The organism is Silicimonas algicola (genome assembly GCF_003148765.1).
GTDB lineage: Bacteria > Pseudomonadota > Alphaproteobacteria > Rhodobacterales > Rhodobacteraceae > Silicimonas > Silicimonas algicola.
The window spans coordinates 1-21,889 of the sequence record NZ_QGGV01000009.1 but is presented as its reverse complement, the minus strand read 5'-3'; the positions used below and the strand labels follow the sequence as shown (position 1 = coordinate 21,889).

Genomic DNA, 21,889 nt, shown 5'->3' with positions numbered 1-21,889 from the left:
CCGCCGCGCCGACTGGAAGAGCCCTCAGTGCAGCTTGGACGCCAGCGCGATGTCGATGCAGACGCTGCGTTCGTCGTCGCCCGTCTCGATCACCGGGCCTGCCGCGACGCAGTTGATGCCAGTGCGACGCGCGAGCCTGGGGCTGTGTTCCGGAACGATGCCGATCAGCGACGTCGCCCCCAGGTTTCGGGCCGAGCGCACCATCTCGTCGATGAGCGAGCACTGGACGCGCAACCGCATCCTGGAAGGCACGGTGTCGGCCACGAAGACCCTGCTCGACTCCCAGATGTGAGGCGCGACGGGCGCCTCGCGGTAGAGAAGGTCATGCGGGATGCTGTCCAGAAGCCCGAGTTGGGCGTCGCGGATCATGTAGGAATAGATCCCGCATCGCGCCGTCGTGGGGGTCAGGCGCACGCCCGCCAGCACCTCGCCGAACTCGTGGACCGCGACCCAACGGCTGAAGGGGGTGTCGTACTGGTCGAACTCCATGCCGTCGGCATGAGGAAGATCCCAGTTGTTCCGGTCGATGAAGGTCCGGTGTCGTGCGCGCAGCATGTTGGCGAACAACTCGCCGTGATGGTGCATGTTCTCGAAGGAAAGGGTCGTCACTTGCATGGTTACAGCCTCCTGACTGGGTGGATAACCTGTCGGGACGAGGAGGCGTATCTGACGTTCTAGATAAGCTGGTATTCCCTGGCCTTGCGCAGTGCCTGTGCCGTGGTCCGGGCGCCGAGACGGACGCGGGCGGACTGAAGCCGCGCCTTGAAGGCGCTTTCGGATATTCCCAGTTTCGCCGCTGCGGCAGCATGTCGGTCCCCATCAGCCAGCAGACGCAAGGCCTCGATCTGGGCCTGCGTCAATTCGGTAGGAGGCTCGGCCGCGAGGTGCAGTTGGTGAACGATCCTCACCGCCTCGGCAATCTCCGGGTCCGTGAACTCTCGCGTGCCGTGGGCAAGCCCGACGATGCTGCGCGAGCTGATCGGACCACAGGACACCACAGCCCCATAGGTCAGCCCGTGTTTGCGGGCCTGCCCAAGAATGTTGAACGGGTCTGGAAGCCTGATGGCACTCCAGCGCGTGTGGCCTTTGCCCCCAAGACCCCAGAAAACAAGGGGATCGCGCAGGGCATAGGCGTTCTCGTCGTAGAGCTTCGTCCAGGCGTCGTCGTAGGTCCGGACATAGATCAGGGGAGCGGCGAAGCGGATGTGGAGCCCGGCAGAAAAGCCGGCGGGCGCGATTGAGGCGAGGGCGTCGAAATTGCTTGCCAGAGACTTCTGGTCGGGAGTGGCGCGTCCGGTCCGGCCCGTCCGCGTCAGGGTTTCGAAGACTTCGTTGTCACGCCACATGGTTGCCTGCCGCTGGGCTGAACGCCGCACGATGGATAGGTCAGTCCGGACCGCTCAAGCGAGGCCGGGACGACGTGTCCTTTTAGACAGGTTGGCAAGCAGCCAGTCAACCTGAAATTGTATCTCAGCGGGTGGCTCGCCCTGAGGTACACAATGCTTCGCCTGACCGATCTGGAGAAAACTCTTTTCGCTGGCCTGATGGATGGGGAACGGGAGGTCCTGGTCCGATTTCTCAGCTTCAGCAGCCAACGCGAAGCGCAGCCTGATGAACCTGAGACGCAGTTGCTGACGTCGATCGGGCATGTCTGGCGAATGCGGGTGGCGCCCGTATAAGTCTCTGGTCCAAAACAAAAAGCCGCCCCTTGGGGCGACTTTTCCGAGTCCAAAGTCAGCTGCGGATCAATCCTCGGCGACGTCTTCGGCCGCCAGGCGTTCGCGGTCGGCGAGGCCCTTGGCGTCGAGATCGCGGTCGACCAGTTCGATGATCGCCATGGGGGCCATGTCGCCGTAGCGGAAGCCGGCCTTCAGGACGCGGGTGTAGCCGCCGTTGCGCTCGGCATAGCGGGGGCCGAGGACGTCGAACAGCTTGGAAACATGGGCATCCTGCTTGAGACGCGCGGCGGCCAGGCGGCGGGCGTGAAGGTCGCCCTTCTTCCCGAGCGTGATCATCTTGTCCATGATCCGCTTGAGTTCCTTGGCCTTGGGCAGGGTCGTCTTGATCTGCTCGTGCTCGATCAGCGAGCCGGCCATGTTGGCGAAAAGCGCCTTGCGGTGCTCGTGGGTGCGGTTCAGGCGGCGATAGCCGCGGGCGTGACGCATGTGTCGTACTCCGGTGGCGGTTTTGCTTTGTCCGGCCGACGTGCGTGGCGCCGACTCTCCTTGGGGCGGAATGCCCGAAAACCCACGTCTGTATGACGTCGGTATTGCGTCGGTATCGCGTCGGTGCGGCGACCGACGCGATACCTTGTAGCTTAGAACTGGTCCTCGAACTTCTTGGCCAGGTCCTCGATGTTCTCCGGCGGCCACTCCTCGACGTCCATGCCGAGGTGGAGACCCATGCCGGAGAGCACTTCCTTGATCTCGTTGAGCGACTTCCGACCGAAGTTCGGCGTCCGCAGCATCTCGGCCTCGGTCTTCTGGATGAGGTCGCCGATGTAGACGATGTTGTCGTTCTTCAGGCAGTTCGCCGAACGCACCGAAAGCTCGAGCTCGTCCACCTTCTTGAGAAGGAGCGGATTGAACTCCAGCCCGTCCTCGTCATCCATCGCGCGGGCCGCTTCGGGCTCGTCGAAGTTGACGAAGATCGAAAGCTGATCCTGGAGGATGCGCGCCGCAAGAGCCACGGCGTCATCCGGCGTGATCGAGCCGTCGGTTTCGAGCTTCAGCGTCAGCTTGTCGTAGTCCAGCACCTGGCCCTCGCGGGTCGGCTGCACTTCGTAGCTGACCCTGCGGACCGGCGAATAGATCGCGTCGACCGGGATCAGGCCGATCGGTGCATCCTCGGGACGGTTCTTGTCGGCGGCGACGTAGCCCTTGCCGGTGTCGACCGTCAGTTCGATGAAGAGGTCGGCGCCCTCGTCGAGGTGACATATGACGTGATCCTTGTTCAGGATCTCGATGCCGGCCGATTCCGAGATGTCGCCGCCGGTCACGACCTGCGGGCCCTTGACCGAGATCGACAGGCGCTTCGGACCCTCGACATCCATGCGGATTGCCACGCCCTTCAGGTTGAGGACGATGTCGGTCACGTCTTCGCGGACGCCCGCGACGGACGAGAACTCGTGCAGGACGTTGTCGATCTGGACGCTTGTGATGGCCGCGCCCTGGAGCGACGACATCAGCACGCGCCGCAGCGCGTTGCCGAGCGTCAGGCCGAAGCCCCGCTCGAGCGGTTCGGCGATGACCGTCGCCTGACGCGCAGGGTCGTTGCCCGGCTTGACGTCCAGCTGGGTCGGCTTAATCAATTCTTGCCAGTTCTTGTGGATCATGTGTGTCTCCTCAATTCCTGCTTCCGGCCCATGTCCTTGCCGGACGCTCCCGAGGTTCAAAACAGCAAGGACGGGCCATGCGTCTGCACGGCCCGACCGGGAAATTCGGCGTCGTCAGACGCGGCGGCGCTTTGGCGGACGGCAGCCGTTGTGGGCGATCGGCGTCACGTCGCGGATCGACGTGATGTTGAATCCCACGGCCGCCAGGGCGCGGAGGGCGGATTCGCGACCCGACCCGGGACCCTGAACCTCGACCTCGATCGTGCGGACCCCGTGTTCCTGCGCCTTGCGGCCGGCGTCTTCGGCGGCCATCTGCGCGGCATAGGGGGTCGACTTGCGCGAGCCCTTGAAGCCCATCGTCCCGGCGGACGACCAGGCAATCGCGTTGCCCTGCACGTCCGAGATCAGGATCTTGGTGTTGTTGAACGAAGAGTTCACATGAGCAACGCCGGTGGCGATGTTCTTGGAGACCTTCTTCTTGACGCGACGTTCACGTGCCATTGGTCGGACCCTTCCTTATTTCTTCTTGCCGGCGATAGCTTTCGCCGGACCTTTGCGCGTGCGCGCATTGGTATGTGTACGCTGACCGCGCACGGGAAGGTTGCGACGATGGCGCAGGCCGCGATAGCAGCCGAGGTCCATCAGGCGCTTGATGTTCATCTGCGTCTCGCGGCGCAGGTCACCCTCGACGGTGAAGTTGGCGTCGATATGCTCGCGGATCGCAAGGACCTCGGCATCCGACAGCTCGTTCACGCGACGGCTGGGTTCGATCTTGACGGCCTCGCAGATCTCCCTGGCGGAAGAGGGGCCGATTCCGGTGATGTAGGTGAGGGCGATCGGAACCCGCTTCGCAGTCGGGATGTTCACGCCGGCAATACGTGCCACGTCGTATGTCCTTTCGTTGCGGGCCCGTCATACCAGGCCCTTTTTTCACAACGTAAGCCCGGAGCGATGATGCCACCGGGCTTGCATATGATTCTCAGTTGAGATGGCGGTAACTATGCGCTCGCGCCGGTAGGGTCAAGGGGTGCGGAACGACTTGTGTCAAGTCCCTTCTTCACCCCTTCGCAATCCGATGCCGACGGTTACGCCTCAGGCGTCGAGAACCATTGATATCGCCTTGGCCACCTCGTCGATCTCGCCCAGACCGTCGACGGTGCGCAGGTCGCCCTTGGCGTAGTAGTAGCCGATCAGCGGCGAGGTCTTCTTGTAGTATTCCATGAGCCGGGTCTTGAGGCTTTCGGCGTTGTCGTCGGCGCGGCGCTTGAATTCCGTCCCGCCGCAGTTCGAGCACTTGCCGTCCTCGGGGATCGGCTTCGTCGCGTCGTTGTAGACTTCGCCGCAGGTGGCGCAGGTCGATCGCGCGGTGATCCGCTGGACGAGCTCGGCGTCGTCGACGCGCATCTCGATGACTGCGTCCAGCTCCTGCCCGTTCGCCTCCAGCAGCTCGCCCAGTGCGTCGGCCTGGGCCAGCGTGCGGGGGAAGCCGTCGAAGATGAAACCGCTGCCGTGGGAGGTCTTCAGCTTTTCCTCGATCAGGCCGATGACGATCTCGTCGGTGACAAGCTCGCCCGCGTCCATGATCGCGGCGACGCGCTGACCCATCTCGGTGCCCGAGGTGCGGGCGTCGCGCAGCATGTCGCCGGTCGAGAGCTGGACCATGCCGCGCCCTTCCTCGAGCCGCCGCGCCTGGGTTCCCTTCCCGGCGCCTGGCGGCCCCAGCAGTATGATGTTCATCGTCTGGCCGTCCCCTTGGCTTTCCCGCCGCGTTTCTTGCCGCGCAACTGGGATTTCTCGATCAGGTTCTCGTACTGGTGTGCGAGAAGGTGCGACTGGACCTGCTGGATGAAGTCCATTCCGACCGAGACAATAATCAGAATCGAGGTTCCGCCAAAGTAGGCGGTGATGGCCAAATTGCCGCGGACGATCTCGGGCAGGAGACAGACCAGCGCGAGGTAGGCGCTGCCGAGGACGAGGATGCGGCGGACGACGTACTCGAGGTATTCCTCGGTCTTCTTGCCGGGGCGGATGCCGGGGATGAAGCCGTTCTGGTTCTTCAGGTTCTCGGCCACCTCGTCGGGCTTGAAGGCCACGTTGAGGGTGTAGAAGTAGGTGAAGAAGATGATCATCGACGCGAAGAACAGAAGGTACAGCGGCTGACCGGGGCCGAAGTAGGCGAGGATCCAGCTCATGATCGGGCCGGCCTGCGAGCCTGAGAAGGTCGCGAGCGTGGTCGGCAGGAGCAGGAGCGACGAGGCGAAGATCGCCGGGATGACGCCAGCCGGGTTCACCTTGATCGGCAGGTGCGAGGACTGACCGTCATAGACCTTCATGCCGACCTGGCGGCGCGGGTACTGGATGTGGATCTTGCGCAGGGATCGCTCCATGAACACCACGAAGACGAGCGTCACCAGGATCATGGCGAGGATGCCGAGGATCACGCCCGTCGACAGCGCGCCGGCGCGGCCCTGGGCGAAGAACTGGGCGAAGACGCCGGGAAGCTCGGCCACGATACCGACGTAGATGATGAGCGAGATGCCGTTGCCCACGCCGCGGGCGGTGATCTGCTCGCCGAGCCACATCAGGAACATGGTGCCGCCGACCAGGGTCACCATGGTCGAGATGCGGAAGAACCAGCCCGGATCGGTGACGAGGTCGCCCGCCTCCATCGACGCGGCGAGGCCGTAGGCCTGCACGGTCGCCAGAAGGACGGTGCCGTAGCGTGTGTACTGCGTGATCTTGCGACGCCCCTGCTCGCCTTCCTTCTTCAGCTGCGTCAGGGGGCCCCAGGTCGAGGCGAGGAGCTGGATGATGATCGAGGCCGAGATGTATGGCATGATGCCCAGGGCGAAGATGCCCATCCGCGACAGGGCGCCGCCGGTGAACATGCCGAGGACGCCCGCGATGCCGCCCGCTGCCCCGTCCATGAATTCGCGCAGGGCGCTGCCGTCGATGCCGGGAACCGGGATGTAGGTGCCGAGGCGATAGACGATCAGAAGACCGATCGTGAACAGAAGTCTCTGGCGTAGCTCGGTCGCCTTCCCAAGCATGCCCCAACTGGTGTTGGCTGCCATTTGCTCTGCTGCGGATGCCATGCGAGGGCCCTTCCATGTGCAAACGCCGCCGGACCGTTTCCCGGTCGGCGGCGTGGAAAACTGCAGGTCATGTAAGCGGCGGGGAAGCCGCCCACAAGCCGTTTACGCGTCAGCCGACTGAGCCGTGACCGTCAGTGAGCCGCCGGCCTTCTCGACCGCTTCGATCGCGGACTTCGACGCGCCGGTGACGGTGATGGTGGCCTTGGACGAGAACTCGCCCTTGCTGAGGACGCGTACGCCGTCGAGCTTGCGCCGGACGAGACCCGAGTCGACCAGCTCGGTCTCGGTGATCTCGGATCCGAGCTTGCCCGCGTCGATGAATTTCTGGATCAGACCCAGGTTGACCACGGCGTACTTCTTGCGGTTCGGCTTGTTGAAGCCGCGCTTCGGAAGACGCTGATAGAGCGGCATCTGGCCGCCCTCGTAGCCGTTGATCGCCACGCCCGAGCGGGACGATTGGCCCTTGATGCCGCGCCCGGCGGTCTTGCCCTTGCCCGAGCCAGGGCCACGGGCGATGCGTTTTTTCTTGGGGGCGGCGCCGGGGTTGTCCCGGAGTTGGTTCAGTTTCATGTCGCTTCCTTTCGAGCCGGACGCGCCCCCGAAGCGAAGATGGGACGGCCACGGCGTTTTTTGATTGATCGGGGGCGTATAGATCAGGGTCCGGCGCCGTTCAAGCCCGAACTCAGACGGCGATGAAATAGAGCCAGACGAGCCAGAGCGCGGCGGCGAGGCCCATCACCACAGCCTCGCCCGGCATGACCGGGCGGCGCTGGTCGGCGGGATAGGCGAGGGGCTTGAGGGCGCGGAACGCAAAGGCCAGAGGGATGGCGATGAAGCCCGTCAGGGCAAGGCCCCAGAAGCCCGTAAGGGCGCCCGCGGGCAGAAGGAGGAACAGCGCGTCGGGCGCCACGGCCCTTTGCAGCCGCGCGGCGACCCAGAGCGCAAGGCCGAGGAGCGTCGCGCCCGCATGGACGGCAAGAGGCGCGTCGAGGAAGAAGGCGGCGATGCCGAGCCCCAGGACGGTCAGCGCGCCGGTAAAGCCCCGCGCCGCCTTCGGATGCGGCCCCGTCAGCAGGACGACCGCCTGAAGCCCGGATGCGAGCAGCACTGTCGGAATCTTGAGCGGCCAGGGCACGACCACCGCGCCCCAGAGGGCGATGACGAGAATCAGAAGCTCGGAATAGAGAAGCGTGGGGTGCAGCTTTTCTCCGCAGCAGCGCGCGCGGCCACGATTCCAGAGCCAGGACAGGATCGGAACGAGGTCGATGGTGGACAGCGTCCTGCCGCATCCGTCGCACTGCGAGCGGCCCTGCGGGACGGCCGTGTTGCCTGCGCGCGCGCGATCCGCCCAGCACTGCAGGAAACTGGCGTTCATCGGCGCCAGGACGACGAGAATGACCGTCGTCACCAGAAGGAGATCGTTCAGGGGCGGCATGGTCGGTCCGGTTCGTTAATGCCCCGGACACTCTGCACCGATTGTGGCGGAAGAGGGACCAATCCTGCGCATCTTGACGCCGTTGCCCGCGGCCGTGCCGTCGGGGTCACATCGGACGCCCGCACCAGAAATCATGGTTAAGACAAAGTTAATTCAAACTTTCGACTGCTCGTCACGGTTGTATGAGCCCGTCCCGAGTTTCAATGAGAGTGTGTACCGATGTCAGTCAAACCCCTGATCCTGATCGCCCTTCCCCTTCTTCTTGCCGGCTGCGGAGATATCTCGACCAAGTTCTTTGGCGGTGGCAGCAGCGTCGGCACGCCGCCGAGCGGGTCTGGCGGCTCGTCTGGCGGCGGGTCCGTGGGCTCCGGCTCCGGCGGGTCCGAGAGCGAAGGCCCGGGCGGGTCGGGTGGAGAAGGCTCGGGCGGCGGAACGTCCGGCGGCAGCCTTTACGCCCCGATCTACTCGGACGGCTCCCTGACGAACAAGTCGGCGATGATGGGCGATGGCCTCTCGGGCTTCTACACCCGCGCCGACGGCTCGATCGGTGAACTCAGGCTTCGGCTGAGCGAGGACGGGAAGACCGTCTATGTCTCGCTCGACGGCGGCGCCGAGACCGCCTGGAGCACGCGGACGTCGAAGAACGCGAACGGCGGCACCTGGACGGGCGATGGCGGAACGCTGACGGTCGGCTGGAAGGGCGCGGCCAACACGTCCGCTCTGCTGAACGGCCAAAGCGCGGTCTACGGCCTGGAAACGCCGGGCGACAGCCTGCCTGCCGACGAGGCGCACTATAACGGGTCCTGGTCCACCAACGGAGGCAACGGCGCCTTGAAGGTGACCATCGACTTCGGCAGCGGCGCCGTGGGCGGCGGCCTCACGGGCGCCTTCGCGGGAATGGGCGGCGTGGACGGCGCTGTCAGCGGCACCCTCGACGGAAGCCGGATCAACGGGACCATCGCGCTGACGTCGGACAGCTTTGCGGGGTCGTTGGACTTCTTCGGCGCGCTCTATGGCGCGGACGCCTCACAGGCGGCGGGCGTTTTGGGTGGCAGCTTCGGCGGCGAGACGCAGACCGGAGACTTCTCGCTGAACCGCAACGGCAACTGACCCCTTACCCTCAACGGAAAAGGCCCGCGCCGGGAATGGCGCGGGCCTTTGGGCGTTAGAGAGACGAGAGGCGTCAGCCGCGCTCTTCGACGATCTCGACGAGGTGCGGGATCGAGTTCACCATGCCGCGCACCGAGGGCGTATCCTCGAGCTCGCGGGTGCGGTGCATCTTGTTCAGCCCGAGCCCGATCAGCGTGCGCTGCTGGACGTCGGGGCGGCGGATCGGCGAGCCGATCTGCTTGATGACGATGGTCTTGGCCATGATTTACGCCTCCTCTGCGACAAGGCTGGAGGATTCGGTGGCATCCTCGCGTTTCGGCAGGATGTCGGCGACCTTCTTGCCGCGACGCTGCGCGACCGAGCGCGGCGAGGCTTCCTTCTGGAGGCCGTTCATCGTGGCGCGGATCATGTTGTAGGGGTTCTGCGAACCAATCGACTTGGCGACGACGTCGTGCATTCCCACCATCTCGAAGACGGCACGCATCGGGCCGCCGGCGATGATGCCGGTACCCTGGGCTGCGGTGCGCATCACGACGCGGCCCGCGCCGTGGCGGCCCTCGATGTCGTGGTGCAGCGTCCGGCCTTCCCGCAGGGGAACGCGGATCATCTGGCGCTTGGCCTGCTCGGTGGCCTTGCGGATGGCCTCGGGGACCTCCTTGGCCTTGCCCTTGCCGAAGCCGACGCGGCCCTTCTGGTCGCCCACGACGACGAGCGCGGCGAAACCGAAGCGCTTGCCGCCCTTGACGGTCTTCGAAACGCGGTTGATGGCGACCAGGCGGTCGGCGAATTCCGGGGTCTCGTCGCGGTCGCGGCGCTGGCCCCTGTTCTGCTGTTCTCTGGCCATCCGGCCTCCTTCAAAGTCGTGGGCGTGTCGCCCGGTTGGTCCAACCTCGGTGCCCGAAGGCCCGGGTCATCGAAGGCGCGGCAAACCCCCGCCCTACAGTGCCGGCAAGACGGGCTTCAGCCCGCCGCACCGTTCAGATCTTCAGCCCGGCTTCGCGCGCGGCTTCCGCCAGCGCCTTGACCTTGCCGTGGAACAGGAAGCCGCCCCGGTCGAAATAGGCCGCGTCGATGCCCGCCTTCTTGGCGCGCTCGGCGATGGCCTGGCCGACCTTGGCCGCGGCATCCACGTTGTTCTTGCCGACGACGCCCAGATCCTTCTCGAGCGACGAGGCCGACGCCAGGGTCCGGCCTTCGACGTCGTCGATGAGCTGGACGCTGATGTTCTTGTTCGAGCGGTGAACCGACAGCCGCGGCTTGCCGGTGTTGACCGCGCGAAGTTTGTTCCGGACGCGCAGGCGGCGCTTCAGGAACAGCTCTCTCTTGGAAAGTGCCATGTGTCCGGTCCTTACTTCTTCTTGCCTTCCTTGCGGAAGATGTACTCGTCCTTGTACTTGATCCCCTTGCCCTTGTAGGGCTCGGGACCACGCCATTCGCGGATATTGGCCGCGACCTGGCCGACGAGCTGCTGGTCGGTTCCCTCGACGACGATCTCGGTGAGCTTCGGGGTCGTGACGGTCACACCCTCCGGCACCTCGAAGTTGACGTCGTGGCTGTAGCCGAGGTTCAGGGTCAGCTTGCTGCCCTGGGCCTGGGCCCGATAGCCCACGCCGTTGATCTCGAGCTCACGCTTGAAGCCCGTGGTGACGCCGGTCACGAGGTTGGCGACCATGGTGCGGGACATGCCCCACTGCTGACGCGCCCGCTTGGACGTGCCGCGAGGGGTCACGTTGACCGCCCCATCCTCGACGACGAGGCTGACGTCGTCGGTCGCCGTGAACTGGCGCTGGCCCTTCGGACCCTTGACGGTCACCGTCTGGCCCGAGATCGAAGCTTCGACCCCTGACGGCAGCGCGACCGGTTTCTTGCCGATACGAGACATTGCGCTCTCCTCAGAACACGGTGCAGAGGACTTCGCCGCCGACATTGGCATGGCGAGCCGACGCATCCGACATCACGCCGCGGGGCGTGGAGACGATGGAGACACCCAGACCCTGACGCACCTGCGGGATGTCGCTGACGGACATGTACACGCGGCGGCCGGGCTTCGAGACGCGCTTCAGCTCGCGAATGACGGGCTGACCCTCGTAGTACTTGAGGGAGATCTCGATGGCCGGGTGGCCCTTGGTGTCGGTGGTCTCTTCGTAGCCGCGGATGTAGCCCTCGTCCGCAAGGACGTCGAGCACCCACTTCCGCAGCTTGGAGGCCGGGGTGACGGTGGTTGATTTGCCGCGCATCTGGGCGTTCCGGATGCGGGTCAGCATATCGCCGAGAGGATCGTTCATTTCATCTCCTCCTTACCAGCTCGACTTGACCAGGCCGGGGATCTGGCCCTGCTGGCCCAGTTCCCGCAGCGCGATCCGCGACATTTTCAGCTTGCGGTAGTAGGCGTGCGGACGCCCCGTGAGCTGGCAGCGGTTGTGCAGGCGCGTCGCCGACGAGTTGCGCGGTAGGTCGGCCAGCTTGAGGCTGGCCTTGAAGCGCTCTTCGACGGATTTCGACTGGTCACTGACGATCGCTTTCAGAGACGCGCGCTTGGCGGCGTATTGCTCGACCAGGCGCTGGCGCTTCTTTTCGCGTTCGATCATGGATTTCTTTGCCATGTCTCTATTCTCCCAGGCTCAGCTGTTGAACGGCATGTTGAAAAGCTTCAACAGCGCCTTGGCTTCCGCATCCGACTTGGCGTCGGTGCAGATGATGATGTCCATGCCCCAGACCTCGTCGACCTTGTCGAAGTCGATCTCGGGGAACACGATGTGCTCTTTCAGGCCCATGGCATAGTTGCCGCGGCCGTCGAACGACGAACCCTTCACGCCGCGGAAGTCGCGGACGCGCGGAAGGGCGACGGTGATCAGGCGGTCGAAGAAGTCGTACATCCTGTCGCCGCGAAGCGTCACCTTGGCGCCGAGGGGCATCCCCTCGCGGACCCGGAAGCCGGCGATCGACTTCTTGGCCTTGGTGATGACGGCCCTTTGACCGGTGATGGTCGTGAGGTCGTCGGCGGCCGACTTGGCTTTCTTCGAGTCGCGAACGGCCTCGGTTCCGGCGCCGATGTTCAGGACGATCTTCTCGAGGCGCGGGATCTGCATGTCGTTCTTGTAGCCAAACTCCTCCTTCAGAGCCGGCCGGACGGTGTCCCGGTAGTGTGCCTTGAGGCGCGGGGTGTATTGAGCGGTGTCGAGCATCAGATCGCATCTCCCGTGGTCTTGGCGAAGCGGACCTTCTTGCCGTCCTCGACCTTGAAGCCGACGCGGGTCGCCTTGCCGTTGCCGTCGAGCAGCGCCAGGTTCGACAGGTCGATCGGCATCGCTTTAGGCTGGCGGCCGCCCTGGCTGTTCGGGCTCTGGCGGACGTGGCGGATGGCGATGTTCACGCCGTCGACGATGGCCTTGTTGTCCTTGGGCATGACGCGGGTGATCTCACCCTCCTTGCCCTTGTCCTTGCCGGCCAGCACGACGACCTTGTCGCCCTTCTTGAGTTTAGCGGCCATCTTACAGCACCTCCGGGGCGAGCGAGATGATCTTCATGAAGTTCTTCGCCCGCAGTTCGCGCACGACCGGCCCGAAGATACGGGTGCCGACGGGCTCGTTCTGGTTGTTGAGGATGACGGCGGCGTTGCGATCGAAACGGATCGACGTGCCGTCCTCGCGGCGGACTTCCTTGGCGGTGCGCACGACGACGGCCTTGCGGACGTCGCCCTTCTTCACGCGGCCGCGCGGGATGGCTTCCTTGACGGAGACGACGATGATGTCTCCGACCGACGCATAGCGGCGGTGCGAACCACCCAGGACCTTGATGCACTGAACCCGGCGGGCGCCGGAGTTGTCAGCGACATCCAGATTGGTCTGCATCTGGATCATTTGGTTTCTCCCGACTTCCGGAGCCGCCTTGTCAGGACATCGACCCCGGGGTTTCGATATGTGTGGAGGGTGAGCGCCTTATTCGGCGATCACCTCCCAGCGCTTGGTCTTCGAGATGGGGGCACATTCCTGGATGCGAACCATGTCGCCCACCTTGAATTGGTCATTCGCGTCGTGTGCGCGATACTTCTTGGATTTCCGGACCGTCTTGTGGAGGAGCGGATGCTTGAAGCGACGCTCGACCGACACGGTGACGGTCTGGGCGTTGGCGTTCGAGGTGACGACGCCTTGAAGGATACGCTTGGGCATGGGCTCAGGCCTCCGACGCGGCGGCTGCGGCCGCCTTCTGGTTCAGTATGGTCTTCACGCGCGCAACGTTGCGGCGCACCTGGCGCATCCGCGCGGTGCTTTCGAGCTGGTTGGTGGCCTGCTGGAAGCGGAGGTTGAACGCCTCCTTCTTCAGTTTGGCCAACTCGTCGCGAAGCTGGTCGGGAGTCTTGTCCCGCAGTTCCTTGGCGTTCATCGCCTTCTTCCTTTCAACATCACCGGCGGGCCGCTGTCCGCGTCACCCCGATTCCGGTGGAGGTCCTTAGGTGAAGGCTGCCGTCTAAAGGGCATCGTCTTGGAAGGCAAGCCCTGTTTCGCGCTTTTGCGAAGGGCGTTACGCCTAGCTGTCCCAGCGGTAGTTGAAGCTGACGCTGATGCGCTCGTCCTCGGACATGTTCATCGGCACCTCGTGGCGCAGCCAGCTTTCCCAGAGGAGGACGTCGCCGACCTGCGGCCTGACGTAGACGAAGGTCTTCAGGTCCTCGGGCGCGTCCTTCCGGCGGGGCGGAGCCGCCATCATCATCGGCAGGCGCGGGTCCTCCAATTTCAGAGCGGAGGCGCCCTCGGGCATGGCGACATAGGTCGTGCCCGAGATGACGCTGTGCGGGTGGATGTGCGCGGTGTGGATGCCGCCCTCGGGCAGGATGTTGATCCAGATATCCTCGAGCACCAGCTTGCCGCCGCCGAGGTCGAAGGCCAGTTCCTCGGCGAAAACCGCGACGTGGCGGTCGAGGTCCTTGACCACGTCGGCGAAGATCGGGAAGCGCCAGGGAAGGTCGCTGAGGCTCGCGTAGCTGGTGTAGCCGGGATAGCCCTCGGCCTCGCACCACGCCTGGCCGGCCTCGTCGTCGCCTGCGATGGAGAGGCAGGAGGCTTCCAGCTCGGCCGGGTCGATGCCGGTCAGGCGGGAATGGTAGAGGCGGGTGGCGAAGAGGCTGCGGGTGGTCATGGGCCGGGTTTAGCAGACCTCGGGTGCGTTGACAGTACCTTCGCCTAAGTCGTCGTAGCCACCTTGTCCCGCGATGTGCTGATATCCGGTGTTATGGCAAAGTGCCTGGGCGATCCATCCTGCTAGTCGAATTTCAGCGAACGCCACATCCCGTCTATATTAATCATCATAACTTTATCTTCATCGTATGCTATTATTGCCCTGAAAGTCCCGTCCGGCCCGCCAGGAACGCGAACTAACCCGATCAGGCGATCTGAGTTGTCGACCTTAAACACCAATCCATCTCTGCCATCAGGCCCTCCGCCCTCCACACTTATCGTGCTGAAATCATCGCCAAGGCCCTCAAAGTCCGAAGCGAGTTGATCTGCATTGAAATCACGGGCACTGGCTGCTCGACGTAGAATTTCCCTTTCAACAAGGTCCTGCACCTGCCGGTCGCTCGTGACGGACCTGTACTCCTCGGCATCCATGGGGATGCCAGTCGCACTCGTCTCCTTGAGGCTTGGTGAAAGCGCCGACAGAGTGCCAGCAGCGGGTAGCAGGGCGATAAGAGCCAGCGCGAAAAGTATCTTTGGGTTCAATGGCCCTGCTCCTTATCCACAGGATCCAGGACCTCAACAAGGACCGCGGCTGGATCGAACATCATGTGACAATACATGTTTCTCGATCGTTCGGGAATCTCGAGGGATGAATCCCTCACGCCAAAAGGAAAGGGCGGGGTGAACCCCGCCCTGCCATTCTTCCTCAACCGGGTGCGGCCCGCGAGAAATCTTCGATTTCTCGCTACACCGCATGCGGCGGCGAAGCCGCCGTCACCAGTCTTCCCGAGCGATCGTCCTGGTCTTGATCGGCAGCTTCATCGCGGCGAGGCGCAGGGCTTCGCGCGCGATGGCGTCGTTGACGCCGTCGAGTTCGAACATGACGCGGCCCGGCTTGACCTTGCAGGCCCAGCGGTCGACCGAGCCCTTGCCCTTGCCCATCCGGACCTCGATCGGCTTGGCCGAGATCGGGGTGTCGGGGAAGATCCGGATCCAGACCTTGCCCTGACGCTTCATGTGACGCGTCATGGCGCGGCGCGCGGCTTCGATCTGGCGGGCTGTGACCCGCTCGGGCTCGAGAGCCTTCAGGCCGTAGGTGCCGAAGGACAGGTCAGACCCGCCCTTGGCCTCGCCGTGGATGCGGCCCTTGTGGGCCTTGCGGAACTTGGTGCGCTTTGGTTGCAGCATCTTCTTTCACTCCCTAGCGGTCGCGGTCGCGACGTCCGCCGCCGGCGCCACGGGGGGCGGGGCCCTCCTGCAACTCCTGCTGGCGCCGGTCGCGGGCCTGCGGATCGTGGTCCATGATCTCGCCCTTGAAGATCCAGACCTTGATTCCGATGATGCCGTAAGGCGTCTTCGCCTCGGCAAGGGCATAGTCGATGTCGGCGCGCAGCGTGTGCAGCGGCACGCGACCCTCGCGGTACCATTCGGTCCGCGCGATCTCGGCGCCGCCGAGGCGGCCCGCGACGTTGACGCGAATGCCGAGGGCACCCATGCGCATCGCGTTCTGCACCGACCGCTTCATCGCGCGGCGGAAAGACACGCGACGCTCGAGCTGCTGGGCGATGGATTCGGCCACCAGCGCGGAATCGAGTTCGGGCTTCCGGACCTCGACGATGTTCAGGTGCAGGTCGCTGTCGGTCATCTTGGCAAGCTTCTTGCGGAGCGTCTCGATGTCCGCGCCCTTCTTGCCGATGATGACGCCCGGGCGGGCCGTGTGGATCGTGACGCGGCACTTGCGGTGCGGACGTTCGATGATCACGCGGCTGATGCCGGCCTGCTTGCACTCTTCCTTGATGAACTTGCGCATGGCGATGTCCTCAAGAAGAAGATCGCCGTATTCCTTCGTGTCGGCGTACCAGCGGCTGTCCCAGGTCCGGTTGACCTGAAGCCGCATCCCGACGGGGTTTACCTTGTGACCCATTAGGCTTGCTCCTCGACCTGGCGGACCTTGATGGTGAGTTCAGAGAACGGCTTGTTGATCCGGCCGAACCGGCCCCGCGCCCGCGGACGGCCGCGCTTCATCACGAGGTTCTTGCCGACGTAGGCTTCCGCCACGACCAGCTCGTCCACGTCCAGGTTGTGGTTGTTCTCGGCGTTGGCGATGGCGGACTGAAGGCACTTCTTCACGTCGCCCGCGATGCGGCGCTTCGAGAAGGTCAGGTCCGACAGGGCCTTTTCCACCTTCTTGCCGCGGATCATCGCCGCCACCAGGTTCAGCTTCTGCGGCGAGGTGCGCAGCATGCGCGTCTTCGCCATCGCCTCGTTGTCCGCCACGCGGCGAGGATTCTTTTCCTTGCTCATGGCTTACTTCCTCTTCGCTTTCTTGTCGGCCGCGTGACCGTAGTAGGTCCGCGTCGGCGCGTATTCACCGAACTTCTGGCCAATCATGTCCTCGGAGACGTTCACCGGGATGTGCTTCTGGCCATTGTAGACGCCGAAGGTGAGGCCGACGAATTGCGGCAGGATGGTCGAACGGCGCGACCAAATCTTGATGACTTCATTGCGGCCCGATTCCCGCGACTTCTCGGCTTTCTTCAGCACGTAGGCGTCGACGAAGGGGCCCTTCCAAACAGAACGTGACATGGATTAGCGGCCTTTCCTGGCATTGCGCGAGCGGATGATCAGCTTCTGCGACGCCTTGTTCTTGTTCCGGGTCTTGCGGCCCTTGGTGTCCTTGCCCCAGGGCGTGACCGGCGTCCGGCCGCCCGAGGTGCGGCCTTCGCCGCCGCCGTGCGGGTGGTCGATCGGGTTCATCGCGACACCGCGGACCGAGGGACGCTTGCCGTAGTGGCGGTTGCGTCCGGCCTTGCCGAGGTTCTGGTTCGAGTTGTCGGGGTTCGACACCGCGCCCACGGTCGCCATGCATTCCTGGCGCACGAGGCGAAGCTCGCCCGAGGAGAGCCGGATCTGGGCATAGCCGCCGTCACGGCCGACGAACTGGGCGTAGGTGCCCGCGGCGCGCGCGATCTGGCCGCCCTTGCCGGGCTTCAGCTCGATGTTGTGGACGATGGTGCCGATGGGCATTCCGGTGAAGGGCATCGCGTTGCCAGGCTTCACGTCGACCTTGACGCCCGCGACGATCTTGTCGCCGACGCCCAGGCGCTGCGGCGCGAGGATATAGGCTTGCTCACCGTCGGTGTACTGGATCAGCGCGATGAAGGCGGTGCGGTTGGGATCGTATTCGATCCGCGCCACGACGGCGTCCATGTCGCGCTTGCCACGCTTGAAGTCGACGATGCGGTACAGCCGCTTCGCCCCGCCGCCTTTGCGGCGCATCGTGATCCGTCCGGTGTTGTTCCGGCCGCCTTTCTTGGTCAGTCCCTCGGTGAGGGCCTTGACCGGGCGTCCTTTCCAAAGCTCCGAACGGTCGATCAGAACCAGCCCGCGCTGGCCAGGCGTCGTCGGTTTATACGACTTGAGTGCCATGCTTTCTGTCTTCCGTCAGCTTTGCAGGGCTTGGCGCCCCGCTATGTATGGGCCCACCGGTCTAAGTCGGGCGGGCCGGGGTATAGGGCCCCGTAGGTCCCCGGTTGAGATTGGGTTTCCCCAAAAAAGCGCACCCCGGACGAATCCGGGGCGACTTGAGATGCGGGTGGGTAGCAGGGATGGGGATGGGTGGCAAGAGCCGCCGGCGCAGGCGTCACTCCGCATCTTCGTCCCACAATCATCTCAATGAAGTCACATTTTCGGACGAAAAGACTCGGAAAGGACAATCGGACCTCGGGGTGTTGACTGGCATGGTCGCCAACGCAGCCACGGAGGCCGCCTTCGCCGAGTATGCGCTGCCAGTAGGCGCGGTGTTATCAGATGGTCAGTTCACGATTAAAGGGCATCTCGGTGCCGGTGGCTTTGGGATAACATATACCGCCCAGGACAACGTTCTCGGGCGAACGGTCGTTCTCAAAGAGTGCTTCCCCTACGACTTCTGCATGCGCGAGCGGAATTCGGTCGTCGTGCGCAGTCACTCCTATGCGCAGCCTTTCCACCAGATCGTGTCCATGTTCATGCGCGAGGCGCGAAGCCTTGCCCGGTTGCGGCACCCGAACATCGTGGGCGTCCACGGCGCGTTCGAGGAGTTCGGCACCGCCTACATGGTGCTCGACCTGATCGAGGGCGCGGAGCTGGCCGATTTCATCCACCCGGATGGCCCGGATCTGTCGCCCGCGCGCATACGCGACATCCTGCTGAAGCTCCTCGACGCCGTCGAAGAGGTCCACACGCTGGATCTTCTGCACCGTGACATCTCGCCCGACAACATCATCATCGAAGCGTCGGGCGCCCCGGTGCTGATCGACTTCGGCGCAGCGCGCGGCGAGGCAAGCCGGCAGACCCGTGCGGTGTCGTCGCTTCTTGTCGTCAAGGACGGCTACTCGCCCCAGGAATTCTATGTCGAAGGCAGCCGGCAATCGCCTTCGAGCGACCTCTATGCGCTGGCGGCAAGCTTCTATCACCTTCTCAGTGGCGAACCTCCACCCCACAGCCAGATGCGGCTTATCGAACTGGCGGGCCGCAAGTCCGATCCCTGCAAGCCGCTGGCCGGACGCGTCGCGGGCTATGACACCGCCTTCCTCGAGGCCATCGACCGCGCCATGCAGGTCCATCCGAGCGACCGGCTCAAATCGGCGGCGCAGTGGAGGGGCCTCATCGCGGACTCCGCTGCAGGGTCGGACGTGCTGGTGAAGTCGGTCCCGCGCGTGTCGAAGACGGACGTCAGCCTCGCGTTCGAACGCTCGCTCACGCGCCTTGTCGAGGAAACCAACAAGGAAGTCAGCAAGGGCCGGACGGCCCAAATCGAGGTCGCTGCCGCCATCCCGCGTCCGCCGGAGAAGCCCTCGAAGCCGGACTGGGTCGAGGAGTTCAACCGCGACTCGACCGGCGAGACATCGGTCACGGCGCATACCCTCCGCCCGGATGTCGGGAGTGCCGACGCGCCGGGCAGCCGTCCTGAGCCCAAGATCGCGCGCACGACCAGCGAAACAAACTGGATCGAGCGGATCAATCGCCGGAATGAGCGCGAACTGCGCGAACGCGAGGCGCATCTCGGGCTGCTGCCCGATCCGGCGGCCGACCCCGACTGCCCGGTGTCCGGTCCGCCGCTCCGCACCGCCACCGACAGGGCGGACCACCGCCCTGCGCGCCGCACCGCCCCCTGGCCCACGCGCGTGGTGGCCTATGCCTGCGTGCTGACGGGGTTCGTGTTCCTGTTCGACTCGGTGTCGCCCGAAGAGCTCAGGATGACGCTCGCGGGCATCGCGGACAGTGCCCTGTCATCAGACGCCCCGGAGGACGAGCCGCGCATAATGCCTCGCCGGATCGTCATCGGACAGTAGCCGGAGCTCTCGCGCAAACGACAAGGCCCCGCCGGAGCGGGGCCTCGGGGATTGTCTCTGGCGGAGGTTCCCCGCCAAACCTCAGAGACCGGTCGTCACGTCGATCGTGTTGCCCTCTTCGAGCGTGACATAGGCCTTCTTAACGTCCTTCCGGGTGCCGAGGCGACCGCGGAACCGCTTGACCTTGCCCTTCGAGATCGAGGTGTTGACGGCTTTCACCTTCACACCGAAGAGACCTTCGACAGCCTCCTTGATCTGTGGCTTGGTCGAGTCGATGGCCACCTCGAAGACGACGGCGTTGTACTCGGACGCCATCGTCGATTTCTCGGTGATCAACGGCTTGCGGATCACGTCGTAATGTTCGGTCTTCACGCTCATTTCAGACGAGCCTCCAGAGCTTCGACGCCCGCCTTGGTGATCACCAGCGTGTCACTGCGGAGGATGTCGTAGACGTTCGCGCCCATGATGGGCAGGACGTCGATGCCGTTCAGGTTGGCGGCGGCGCGGGCAAAGCCCTCGTCCACTGCGGCCCCATCGATGATCAGCGTGCGCTTCCAGCCGAGGTCGCGGACCTGCTTGGCCAGCGCACCCGTCTTGCCCTCGGCCGTCGCCGCGTCGAGGATGACGAGGTTGCCGGTCGCGGCCTTCGACGACAGCGCGTGCTTCAGACCCAGAACCCGGAACTTCTTCGTCAGCTCATGAGCATGGCTGCGCGGGGTCGGGCCCTTGTAGACGCCGCCCTTTCGGAAGATCGGCGCCTTGCGCGAGCCGTGGCGTGCGCCGCCGGTACCCTTCTGGCGATAGATCTTCTTGGTCGAATAGCTGACCTCGGACCGGCCCTTCACGCTGTGCGTGCCCTGCTGGGCTTTTGCACGCTGCCAGCGGACGACGCGGTGAAGGATGTCGGCGCGGGGTTCGAGACCGAAGATCTCATCGCCCAGATCGACCGAGCCGGCCTTCCCGCCGTCCAGTTTGATCACGTCGAGTTTCATTCCTCACCGTCCTTCTTCTCGGCATCGCCCTCGGGCTGAGCCTGGTCATCGGTGTCGTTTTCCGAAGCGATCGAGGCTTCGGCATCGGCCAGCGCGGCGGCTTCCTGCGCCGCCTGCTCCTCGGCCAGGCGCTTGGCCTCGGCTTCGGCTTCGGCGGCAGCCGCTGCTGCGGCGGCCTCGGCGGCCTTCGCAGCTTCCTCAGCGGCGGACTTCAGTGCTGCCGGCAGGATCACGTTGTCGGGAACGGGCTTCTTGACCGCGTCCTTGATGGTCACCCAGCCGCCCTTCGAGCCCGGAACGGCGCCCTTGACCATGATCAGGCCACGGTCGGCGTCGGTCCGGACGACTTGCAGGTTCTGCGTGGTCACGCGGGCGGCGCCCATGTGACCGGCCATCTTCTTGCCCTTGAACACCCGTCCGGGGTCCTGGCACTGGCCGGTCGAGCCGTGCGAGCGGTGGCTGATCGACACGCCGTGCGACGCCCGAAGGCCGCCGAAGTTGTGCCGCTTCATGGCGCCCGCGAAGCCCTTGCCGATCGACGTGCCGGACACGTCGACGAACTGGCCCTCGAAGTAGTGGTTCGCGGTGATCTCCTCGCCCACGTCGATCAGGTTGTCCGGATCGACCCGGAATTCCGCGATCTTGCGCTTGGGCTCGACCTTGGCGGCGGAAAAGACGCCGCGCATGGCCTGGGAGGTCCGCTTGGCCTTCGCCGTGCCGGCGCCAAGCTGAACAGCCGAATAGCCGTCCTTCTCGGGCGTGCGGTTGGCGACGACCTGGAGACCGTCGAGTTGAAGCACGGTCACCGGGATCTGGCGGCCGTCTTCCATGAACAGGCGGGTCATGCCCACCTTCTTTGCGATAACGCCGGAGCGCAGCATGGTCGTGCCCTCCTCAGACGGAAATCTGGACGTCGACGCCGGCGGCGAGGTCGAGCTTCATCAGCGCGTCCACGGTCTGCGGCGTCGGGTCAATGATGTCGAGAAGACGCTTGTGCGTCCGGATCTCGTACTGGTCGCGCGACTTCTTGTCGATGTGCGGACCGCGGAGAACGGTGAACTTCTCGATCTTGTTCGGCATCGGGATGGGCCCGCGCACCTGGGCGCCGGTCCGCTTTGCGGTATTGACGATTTCCTGCGTCGAGGCATCCAGGACGCGGTAGTCGAAGGCCTTCAGCCTGATGCGGATGGTCTGACTGGCGATAGCCATTGTCTTTTCCTTCTGTTGAGAGGTGGAGCCCCCGGCCTCTCCGGGGGCGCCACGTCGAACCATGTGTCAGCGAGGGAGCCCGGACATGGTCCGGGACACCCATGCGATAGCCTTACGCGAGGATCTTCGAGACGACGCCCGAACCGACGGTGCGGCCGCCTTCGCGGATGGCGAAGCGCAGGCCGTCTTCCATCGCGATCGGCGCGA

At 64.6% G+C, this 21,889-nt stretch carries 36 protein-coding genes; 3 read left to right on the top strand and 33 right to left on the bottom strand.

The genetic code is table 11. The features are described 5' to 3' along the window. Positions 1-24: 24 nt before the first annotated feature. Entirely contained in the window at positions 25-615 is a 591-nt protein-coding gene (locus C8D95_RS16760) for an acyl-homoserine-lactone synthase (RefSeq protein ID WP_109760356.1), read from the bottom strand. 59 nt (positions 616-674) lie between these two features. After that, on the bottom strand, positions 675-1,346 hold the full coding sequence (locus tag C8D95_RS16755) for a helix-turn-helix transcriptional regulator (protein ID WP_109760355.1): 672 nt from the start codon (positions 1,344-1,346) through the stop codon (positions 675-677). 153 nt (positions 1,347-1,499) lie between these two features. On the opposite strand from C8D95_RS16755, the gene C8D95_RS16750 reads away from it, so the two are divergent. Then, positions 1,500-1,679 carry a hypothetical protein gene (locus C8D95_RS16750; protein ID WP_126918620.1) on the top strand — a complete coding sequence of 60 codons (180 nt, stop codon included), beginning with the start codon at positions 1,500-1,502 and terminating at the stop codon, positions 1,677-1,679. Positions 1,680-1,745: 66 nt separating this feature from the next. Here the strand turns inward: C8D95_RS16750 and rplQ are convergent, their stop codons facing one another. The 8 genes from rplQ to C8D95_RS16710 form a co-directional block, all read right to left on the bottom strand. Further along, positions 1,746-2,165, bottom strand: coding sequence for a 50S ribosomal protein L17 (gene rplQ / locus C8D95_RS16745; RefSeq protein WP_109760353.1), 420 nt, complete (start codon positions 2,163-2,165; stop codon positions 1,746-1,748). A gap of 152 nt (positions 2,166-2,317) precedes the next feature. Continuing rightward, complete coding sequence (locus tag C8D95_RS16740) at positions 2,318-3,334, bottom strand: DNA-directed RNA polymerase subunit alpha (protein WP_109760352.1); 1,017 nt, start codon at positions 3,332-3,334, stop codon at positions 2,318-2,320. Between the two features lie 114 nt (positions 3,335-3,448). After that, positions 3,449-3,835 carry a 30S ribosomal protein S11 gene (gene rpsK, locus C8D95_RS16735; protein ID WP_109760351.1) on the bottom strand — a complete coding sequence of 129 codons (387 nt, stop codon included), beginning with the start codon at positions 3,833-3,835 and terminating at the stop codon, positions 3,449-3,451. 15 nt (positions 3,836-3,850) lie between these two features. Further along, positions 3,851-4,219 carry a 30S ribosomal protein S13 gene (rpsM, locus tag C8D95_RS16730; RefSeq protein ID WP_109760350.1) on the bottom strand — a complete coding sequence of 123 codons (369 nt, stop codon included), beginning with the start codon at positions 4,217-4,219 and terminating at the stop codon, positions 3,851-3,853. A 207-nt stretch (positions 4,220-4,426) separates the two neighbouring features. Next, on the bottom strand, positions 4,427-5,071 hold the full coding sequence (locus C8D95_RS16725) for an adenylate kinase (protein WP_109760349.1): 645 nt from the start codon (positions 5,069-5,071) through the stop codon (positions 4,427-4,429). Next, positions 5,068-6,429, bottom strand: a complete 1,362-nt coding sequence (gene secY, locus C8D95_RS16720; RefSeq protein WP_109760348.1) for a preprotein translocase subunit SecY — start codon at positions 6,427-6,429, stop codon at positions 5,068-5,070. Before secY ends, C8D95_RS16725 begins: the two co-directional genes overlap by 4 nt. Positions 6,430-6,531: 102 nt before the next feature. Then, positions 6,532-6,999 carry a 50S ribosomal protein L15 gene (gene rplO / locus C8D95_RS16715; RefSeq protein ID WP_109760347.1) on the bottom strand — a complete coding sequence of 156 codons (468 nt, stop codon included), beginning with the start codon at positions 6,997-6,999 and terminating at the stop codon, positions 6,532-6,534. A gap of 112 nt (positions 7,000-7,111) precedes the next feature. Continuing rightward, positions 7,112-7,864, bottom strand: a complete 753-nt coding sequence (locus C8D95_RS16710) for a prepilin peptidase (RefSeq protein ID WP_109760346.1) — start codon at positions 7,862-7,864, stop codon at positions 7,112-7,114. Between the two features lie 219 nt (positions 7,865-8,083). Between C8D95_RS16710 and C8D95_RS16705 the strand changes: the two genes are divergently transcribed. After that, positions 8,084-8,974, top strand: a complete 891-nt coding sequence (locus C8D95_RS16705; RefSeq protein WP_109760345.1) for a hypothetical protein — start codon at positions 8,084-8,086, stop codon at positions 8,972-8,974. A gap of 73 nt (positions 8,975-9,047) precedes the next feature. Here C8D95_RS16705 and rpmD read toward each other — a convergent pair whose 3' ends face one another. From rpmD to rplB, 18 genes are all read right to left on the bottom strand, one after another. Further along, positions 9,048-9,236 carry a 50S ribosomal protein L30 gene (gene rpmD / locus C8D95_RS16700; protein WP_109760344.1) on the bottom strand — a complete coding sequence of 63 codons (189 nt, stop codon included), beginning with the start codon at positions 9,234-9,236 and terminating at the stop codon, positions 9,048-9,050. Between the two features lie 3 nt (positions 9,237-9,239). Beyond that, positions 9,240-9,818 carry a 30S ribosomal protein S5 gene (gene rpsE / locus C8D95_RS16695; RefSeq protein ID WP_109760343.1) on the bottom strand — a complete coding sequence of 193 codons (579 nt, stop codon included), beginning with the start codon at positions 9,816-9,818 and terminating at the stop codon, positions 9,240-9,242. A gap of 133 nt (positions 9,819-9,951) precedes the next feature. Then, positions 9,952-10,311 carry a 50S ribosomal protein L18 gene (gene rplR, locus C8D95_RS16690; protein ID WP_109760342.1) on the bottom strand — a complete coding sequence of 120 codons (360 nt, stop codon included), beginning with the start codon at positions 10,309-10,311 and terminating at the stop codon, positions 9,952-9,954. Positions 10,312-10,322: 11 nt separating this feature from the next. Further along, entirely contained in the window at positions 10,323-10,856 is a 534-nt protein-coding gene (gene rplF, locus C8D95_RS16685; protein ID WP_109760341.1) for a 50S ribosomal protein L6, read from the bottom strand. Between the two features lie 10 nt (positions 10,857-10,866). Beyond that, on the bottom strand, positions 10,867-11,259 hold the full coding sequence (rpsH, locus tag C8D95_RS16680) for a 30S ribosomal protein S8 (protein WP_109760340.1): 393 nt from the start codon (positions 11,257-11,259) through the stop codon (positions 10,867-10,869). A gap of 12 nt (positions 11,260-11,271) precedes the next feature. Then, positions 11,272-11,577: a 30S ribosomal protein S14 gene (gene rpsN / locus C8D95_RS16675; protein ID WP_109760339.1), complete on the bottom strand. Its 306-nt coding sequence runs from the start codon at positions 11,575-11,577 to the stop codon at positions 11,272-11,274. Positions 11,578-11,595: 18 nt separating this feature from the next. After that, complete coding sequence (rplE, locus tag C8D95_RS16670; RefSeq protein ID WP_109760338.1) at positions 11,596-12,159, bottom strand: 50S ribosomal protein L5; 564 nt, start codon at positions 12,157-12,159, stop codon at positions 11,596-11,598. Then, positions 12,159-12,464, bottom strand: coding sequence for a 50S ribosomal protein L24 (gene rplX / locus C8D95_RS16665; RefSeq protein ID WP_109760337.1), 306 nt, complete (start codon positions 12,462-12,464; stop codon positions 12,159-12,161). Before rplX ends, rplE begins: the two co-directional genes overlap by 1 nt. A 1-nt stretch (position 12,465) precedes the next feature. Beyond that, on the bottom strand, positions 12,466-12,834 hold the full coding sequence (gene rplN / locus C8D95_RS16660; RefSeq protein ID WP_109760336.1) for a 50S ribosomal protein L14: 369 nt from the start codon (positions 12,832-12,834) through the stop codon (positions 12,466-12,468). 78 nt (positions 12,835-12,912) lie between these two features. After that, positions 12,913-13,143: a 30S ribosomal protein S17 gene (gene rpsQ / locus C8D95_RS16655; RefSeq protein WP_109760335.1), complete on the bottom strand. Its 231-nt coding sequence runs from the start codon at positions 13,141-13,143 to the stop codon at positions 12,913-12,915. Between the two features lie 4 nt (positions 13,144-13,147). Continuing rightward, a complete protein-coding gene (gene rpmC / locus C8D95_RS16650; RefSeq protein ID WP_109760334.1) occupies positions 13,148-13,357 on the bottom strand; it encodes a 50S ribosomal protein L29 in 210 nt (69 codons plus the stop codon). A gap of 144 nt (positions 13,358-13,501) precedes the next feature. After that, positions 13,502-14,110 (bottom strand): 2OG-Fe(II) oxygenase family protein, encoded by a 609-nt coding sequence (locus tag C8D95_RS16645; RefSeq protein ID WP_109760333.1) that lies wholly within the window; start codon positions 14,108-14,110, stop codon positions 13,502-13,504. 122 nt (positions 14,111-14,232) lie between these two features. Next, positions 14,233-14,691, bottom strand: coding sequence for a hypothetical protein (locus C8D95_RS16640; protein ID WP_109760332.1), 459 nt, complete (start codon positions 14,689-14,691; stop codon positions 14,233-14,235). A 231-nt stretch (positions 14,692-14,922) separates the two neighbouring features. Further along, positions 14,923-15,336, bottom strand: coding sequence for a 50S ribosomal protein L16 (rplP, locus tag C8D95_RS16635; RefSeq protein ID WP_109760331.1), 414 nt, complete (start codon positions 15,334-15,336; stop codon positions 14,923-14,925). A gap of 13 nt (positions 15,337-15,349) precedes the next feature. Beyond that, a complete protein-coding gene (gene rpsC, locus C8D95_RS16630) occupies positions 15,350-16,072 on the bottom strand; it encodes a 30S ribosomal protein S3 (RefSeq protein ID WP_109760330.1) in 723 nt (240 codons plus the stop codon). Beyond that, positions 16,072-16,452, bottom strand: coding sequence for a 50S ribosomal protein L22 (rplV, locus tag C8D95_RS16625; protein ID WP_109760329.1), 381 nt, complete (start codon positions 16,450-16,452; stop codon positions 16,072-16,074). The genes rpsC and rplV overlap by 1 nt, the downstream gene beginning before the upstream one ends. Before the next feature lie 3 nt (positions 16,453-16,455). Beyond that, the gene (gene rpsS, locus C8D95_RS16620; RefSeq protein WP_109760328.1) at positions 16,456-16,734 is read right to left on the bottom strand and encodes a 30S ribosomal protein S19; all 279 of its coding nucleotides are present in this window, start codon (positions 16,732-16,734) and stop codon (positions 16,456-16,458) included. A 3-nt stretch (positions 16,735-16,737) separates the two neighbouring features. Next, positions 16,738-17,577 (bottom strand): 50S ribosomal protein L2, encoded by an 840-nt coding sequence (gene rplB / locus C8D95_RS16615; RefSeq protein ID WP_109760327.1) that lies wholly within the window; start codon positions 17,575-17,577, stop codon positions 16,738-16,740. A gap of 311 nt (positions 17,578-17,888) precedes the next feature. Between rplB and C8D95_RS16610 the strand changes: the two genes are divergently transcribed. Next, complete coding sequence (locus tag C8D95_RS16610) at positions 17,889-19,481, top strand: serine/threonine protein kinase (RefSeq protein ID WP_164721771.1); 1,593 nt, start codon at positions 17,889-17,891, stop codon at positions 19,479-19,481. A gap of 81 nt (positions 19,482-19,562) precedes the next feature. On the opposite strand, the gene C8D95_RS16605 is transcribed toward C8D95_RS16610, so the two are convergent. From C8D95_RS16605 to C8D95_RS16585, 5 genes are all read right to left on the bottom strand, one after another. After that, positions 19,563-19,859, bottom strand: a complete 297-nt coding sequence (locus tag C8D95_RS16605; protein ID WP_109760325.1) for a 50S ribosomal protein L23 — start codon at positions 19,857-19,859, stop codon at positions 19,563-19,565. Then, the gene (gene rplD, locus C8D95_RS16600) at positions 19,856-20,473 is read right to left on the bottom strand and encodes a 50S ribosomal protein L4 (RefSeq protein ID WP_109760324.1); all 618 of its coding nucleotides are present in this window, start codon (positions 20,471-20,473) and stop codon (positions 19,856-19,858) included. Before rplD ends, C8D95_RS16605 begins: the two co-directional genes overlap by 4 nt. Beyond that, positions 20,470-21,354 (bottom strand): 50S ribosomal protein L3, encoded by an 885-nt coding sequence (gene rplC, locus C8D95_RS16595; RefSeq protein WP_109760323.1) that lies wholly within the window; start codon positions 21,352-21,354, stop codon positions 20,470-20,472. Before rplC ends, rplD begins: the two co-directional genes overlap by 4 nt. A gap of 13 nt (positions 21,355-21,367) precedes the next feature. Next, positions 21,368-21,676, bottom strand: coding sequence for a 30S ribosomal protein S10 (rpsJ, locus tag C8D95_RS16590; RefSeq protein WP_109760496.1), 309 nt, complete (start codon positions 21,674-21,676; stop codon positions 21,368-21,370). Positions 21,677-21,794: 118 nt separating this feature from the next. Beyond that, positions 21,795-21,889: EF-Tu C-terminal domain-related protein (locus C8D95_RS16585; RefSeq protein ID WP_131822070.1), on the bottom strand; the 95-nt coding region annotated here is incomplete at its 5' end.

Bases quoted from the DNA above. Each gene is read 5' to 3' on its own strand.
- C8D95_RS16605 (WP_109760325.1), bottom strand. From the start codon at position 19,859: ATGAGCGTGAAGACCGAACATTACGACGTGATCCGCAAGCCGTTGATC.
- rpsK (WP_109760351.1), bottom strand. From the start codon at position 3,835: ATGGCACGTGAACGTCGCGTCAAGAAGAAGGTCTCCAAGAACATCGCC.
- rplV (WP_109760329.1), bottom strand. From the start codon at position 16,452: ATGAGCAAGGAAAAGAATCCTCGCCGCGTGGCGGACAACGAGGCGATG.
- rplB (WP_109760327.1), bottom strand. From the start codon at position 17,577: ATGGCACTCAAGTCGTATAAACCGACGACGCCTGGCCAGCGCGGGCTG.
- rplD (WP_109760324.1), bottom strand. From the start codon at position 20,473: ATGAAACTCGACGTGATCAAACTGGACGGCGGGAAGGCCGGCTCGGTC.
- rpsH (WP_109760340.1), bottom strand. From the start codon at position 11,259: ATGAACGATCCTCTCGGCGATATGCTGACCCGCATCCGGAACGCCCAG.
- C8D95_RS16710 (WP_109760346.1), bottom strand. From the start codon at position 7,864: ATGCCGCCCCTGAACGATCTCCTTCTGGTGACGACGGTCATTCTCGTC.
- rpsN (WP_109760339.1), bottom strand. From the start codon at position 11,577: ATGGCAAAGAAATCCATGATCGAACGCGAAAAGAAGCGCCAGCGCCTG.
- C8D95_RS16755 (WP_109760355.1), bottom strand. From the start codon at position 1,346: ATGTGGCGTGACAACGAAGTCTTCGAAACCCTGACGCGGACGGGCCGG.
- rpmD (WP_109760344.1), bottom strand. From the start codon at position 9,236: ATGGCCAAGACCATCGTCATCAAGCAGATCGGCTCGCCGATCCGCCGC.
- rplF (WP_109760341.1), bottom strand. From the start codon at position 10,856: ATGTCTCGTATCGGCAAGAAACCGGTCGCGCTGCCGTCAGGGGTCGAA.
- C8D95_RS16610 (WP_164721771.1), top strand. From the start codon at position 17,889: ATGGTCGCCAACGCAGCCACGGAGGCCGCCTTCGCCGAGTATGCGCTG.
- rplP (WP_109760331.1), bottom strand. From the start codon at position 15,336: ATGCTGCAACCAAAGCGCACCAAGTTCCGCAAGGCCCACAAGGGCCGC.
- rpsQ (WP_109760335.1), bottom strand. From the start codon at position 13,143: ATGCCCAAGCGTATCCTTCAAGGCGTCGTCACCTCGAACGCCAACGCC.
- rpsC (WP_109760330.1), bottom strand. From the start codon at position 16,072: ATGGGTCACAAGGTAAACCCCGTCGGGATGCGGCTTCAGGTCAACCGG.
- rpsE (WP_109760343.1), bottom strand. From the start codon at position 9,818: ATGGCCAGAGAACAGCAGAACAGGGGCCAGCGCCGCGACCGCGACGAG.
- rplX (WP_109760337.1), bottom strand. From the start codon at position 12,464: ATGGCCGCTAAACTCAAGAAGGGCGACAAGGTCGTCGTGCTGGCCGGC.
- rplQ (WP_109760353.1), bottom strand. From the start codon at position 2,165: ATGCGTCACGCCCGCGGCTATCGCCGCCTGAACCGCACCCACGAGCAC.
- C8D95_RS16760 (WP_109760356.1), bottom strand. From the start codon at position 615: ATGCAAGTGACGACCCTTTCCTTCGAGAACATGCACCATCACGGCGAG.
- rplC (WP_109760323.1), bottom strand. From the start codon at position 21,354: ATGCTGCGCTCCGGCGTTATCGCAAAGAAGGTGGGCATGACCCGCCTG.
- rpmC (WP_109760334.1), bottom strand. From the start codon at position 13,357: ATGAACGCCAAGGAACTGCGGGACAAGACTCCCGACCAGCTTCGCGAC.
- rplR (WP_109760342.1), bottom strand. From the start codon at position 10,311: ATGGCACTTTCCAAGAGAGAGCTGTTCCTGAAGCGCCGCCTGCGCGTC.
- secY (WP_109760348.1), bottom strand. From the start codon at position 6,429: ATGGCATCCGCAGCAGAGCAAATGGCAGCCAACACCAGTTGGGGCATG.
- C8D95_RS16705 (WP_109760345.1), top strand. From the start codon at position 8,084: ATGTCAGTCAAACCCCTGATCCTGATCGCCCTTCCCCTTCTTCTTGCC.
- C8D95_RS16740 (WP_109760352.1), bottom strand. From the start codon at position 3,334: ATGATCCACAAGAACTGGCAAGAATTGATTAAGCCGACCCAGCTGGAC.
- rpsS (WP_109760328.1), bottom strand. From the start codon at position 16,734: ATGTCACGTTCTGTTTGGAAGGGCCCCTTCGTCGACGCCTACGTGCTG.
- rplN (WP_109760336.1), bottom strand. From the start codon at position 12,834: ATGATCCAGATGCAGACCAATCTGGATGTCGCTGACAACTCCGGCGCC.
- rplE (WP_109760338.1), bottom strand. From the start codon at position 12,159: ATGCTCGACACCGCTCAATACACCCCGCGCCTCAAGGCACACTACCGG.
- rplO (WP_109760347.1), bottom strand. From the start codon at position 6,999: ATGAAACTGAACCAACTCCGGGACAACCCCGGCGCCGCCCCCAAGAAA.
- C8D95_RS16725 (WP_109760349.1), bottom strand. From the start codon at position 5,071: ATGAACATCATACTGCTGGGGCCGCCAGGCGCCGGGAAGGGAACCCAG.
- C8D95_RS16645 (WP_109760333.1), bottom strand. From the start codon at position 14,110: ATGACCACCCGCAGCCTCTTCGCCACCCGCCTCTACCATTCCCGCCTG.
- C8D95_RS16750 (WP_126918620.1), top strand. From the start codon at position 1,500: ATGCTTCGCCTGACCGATCTGGAGAAAACTCTTTTCGCTGGCCTGATG.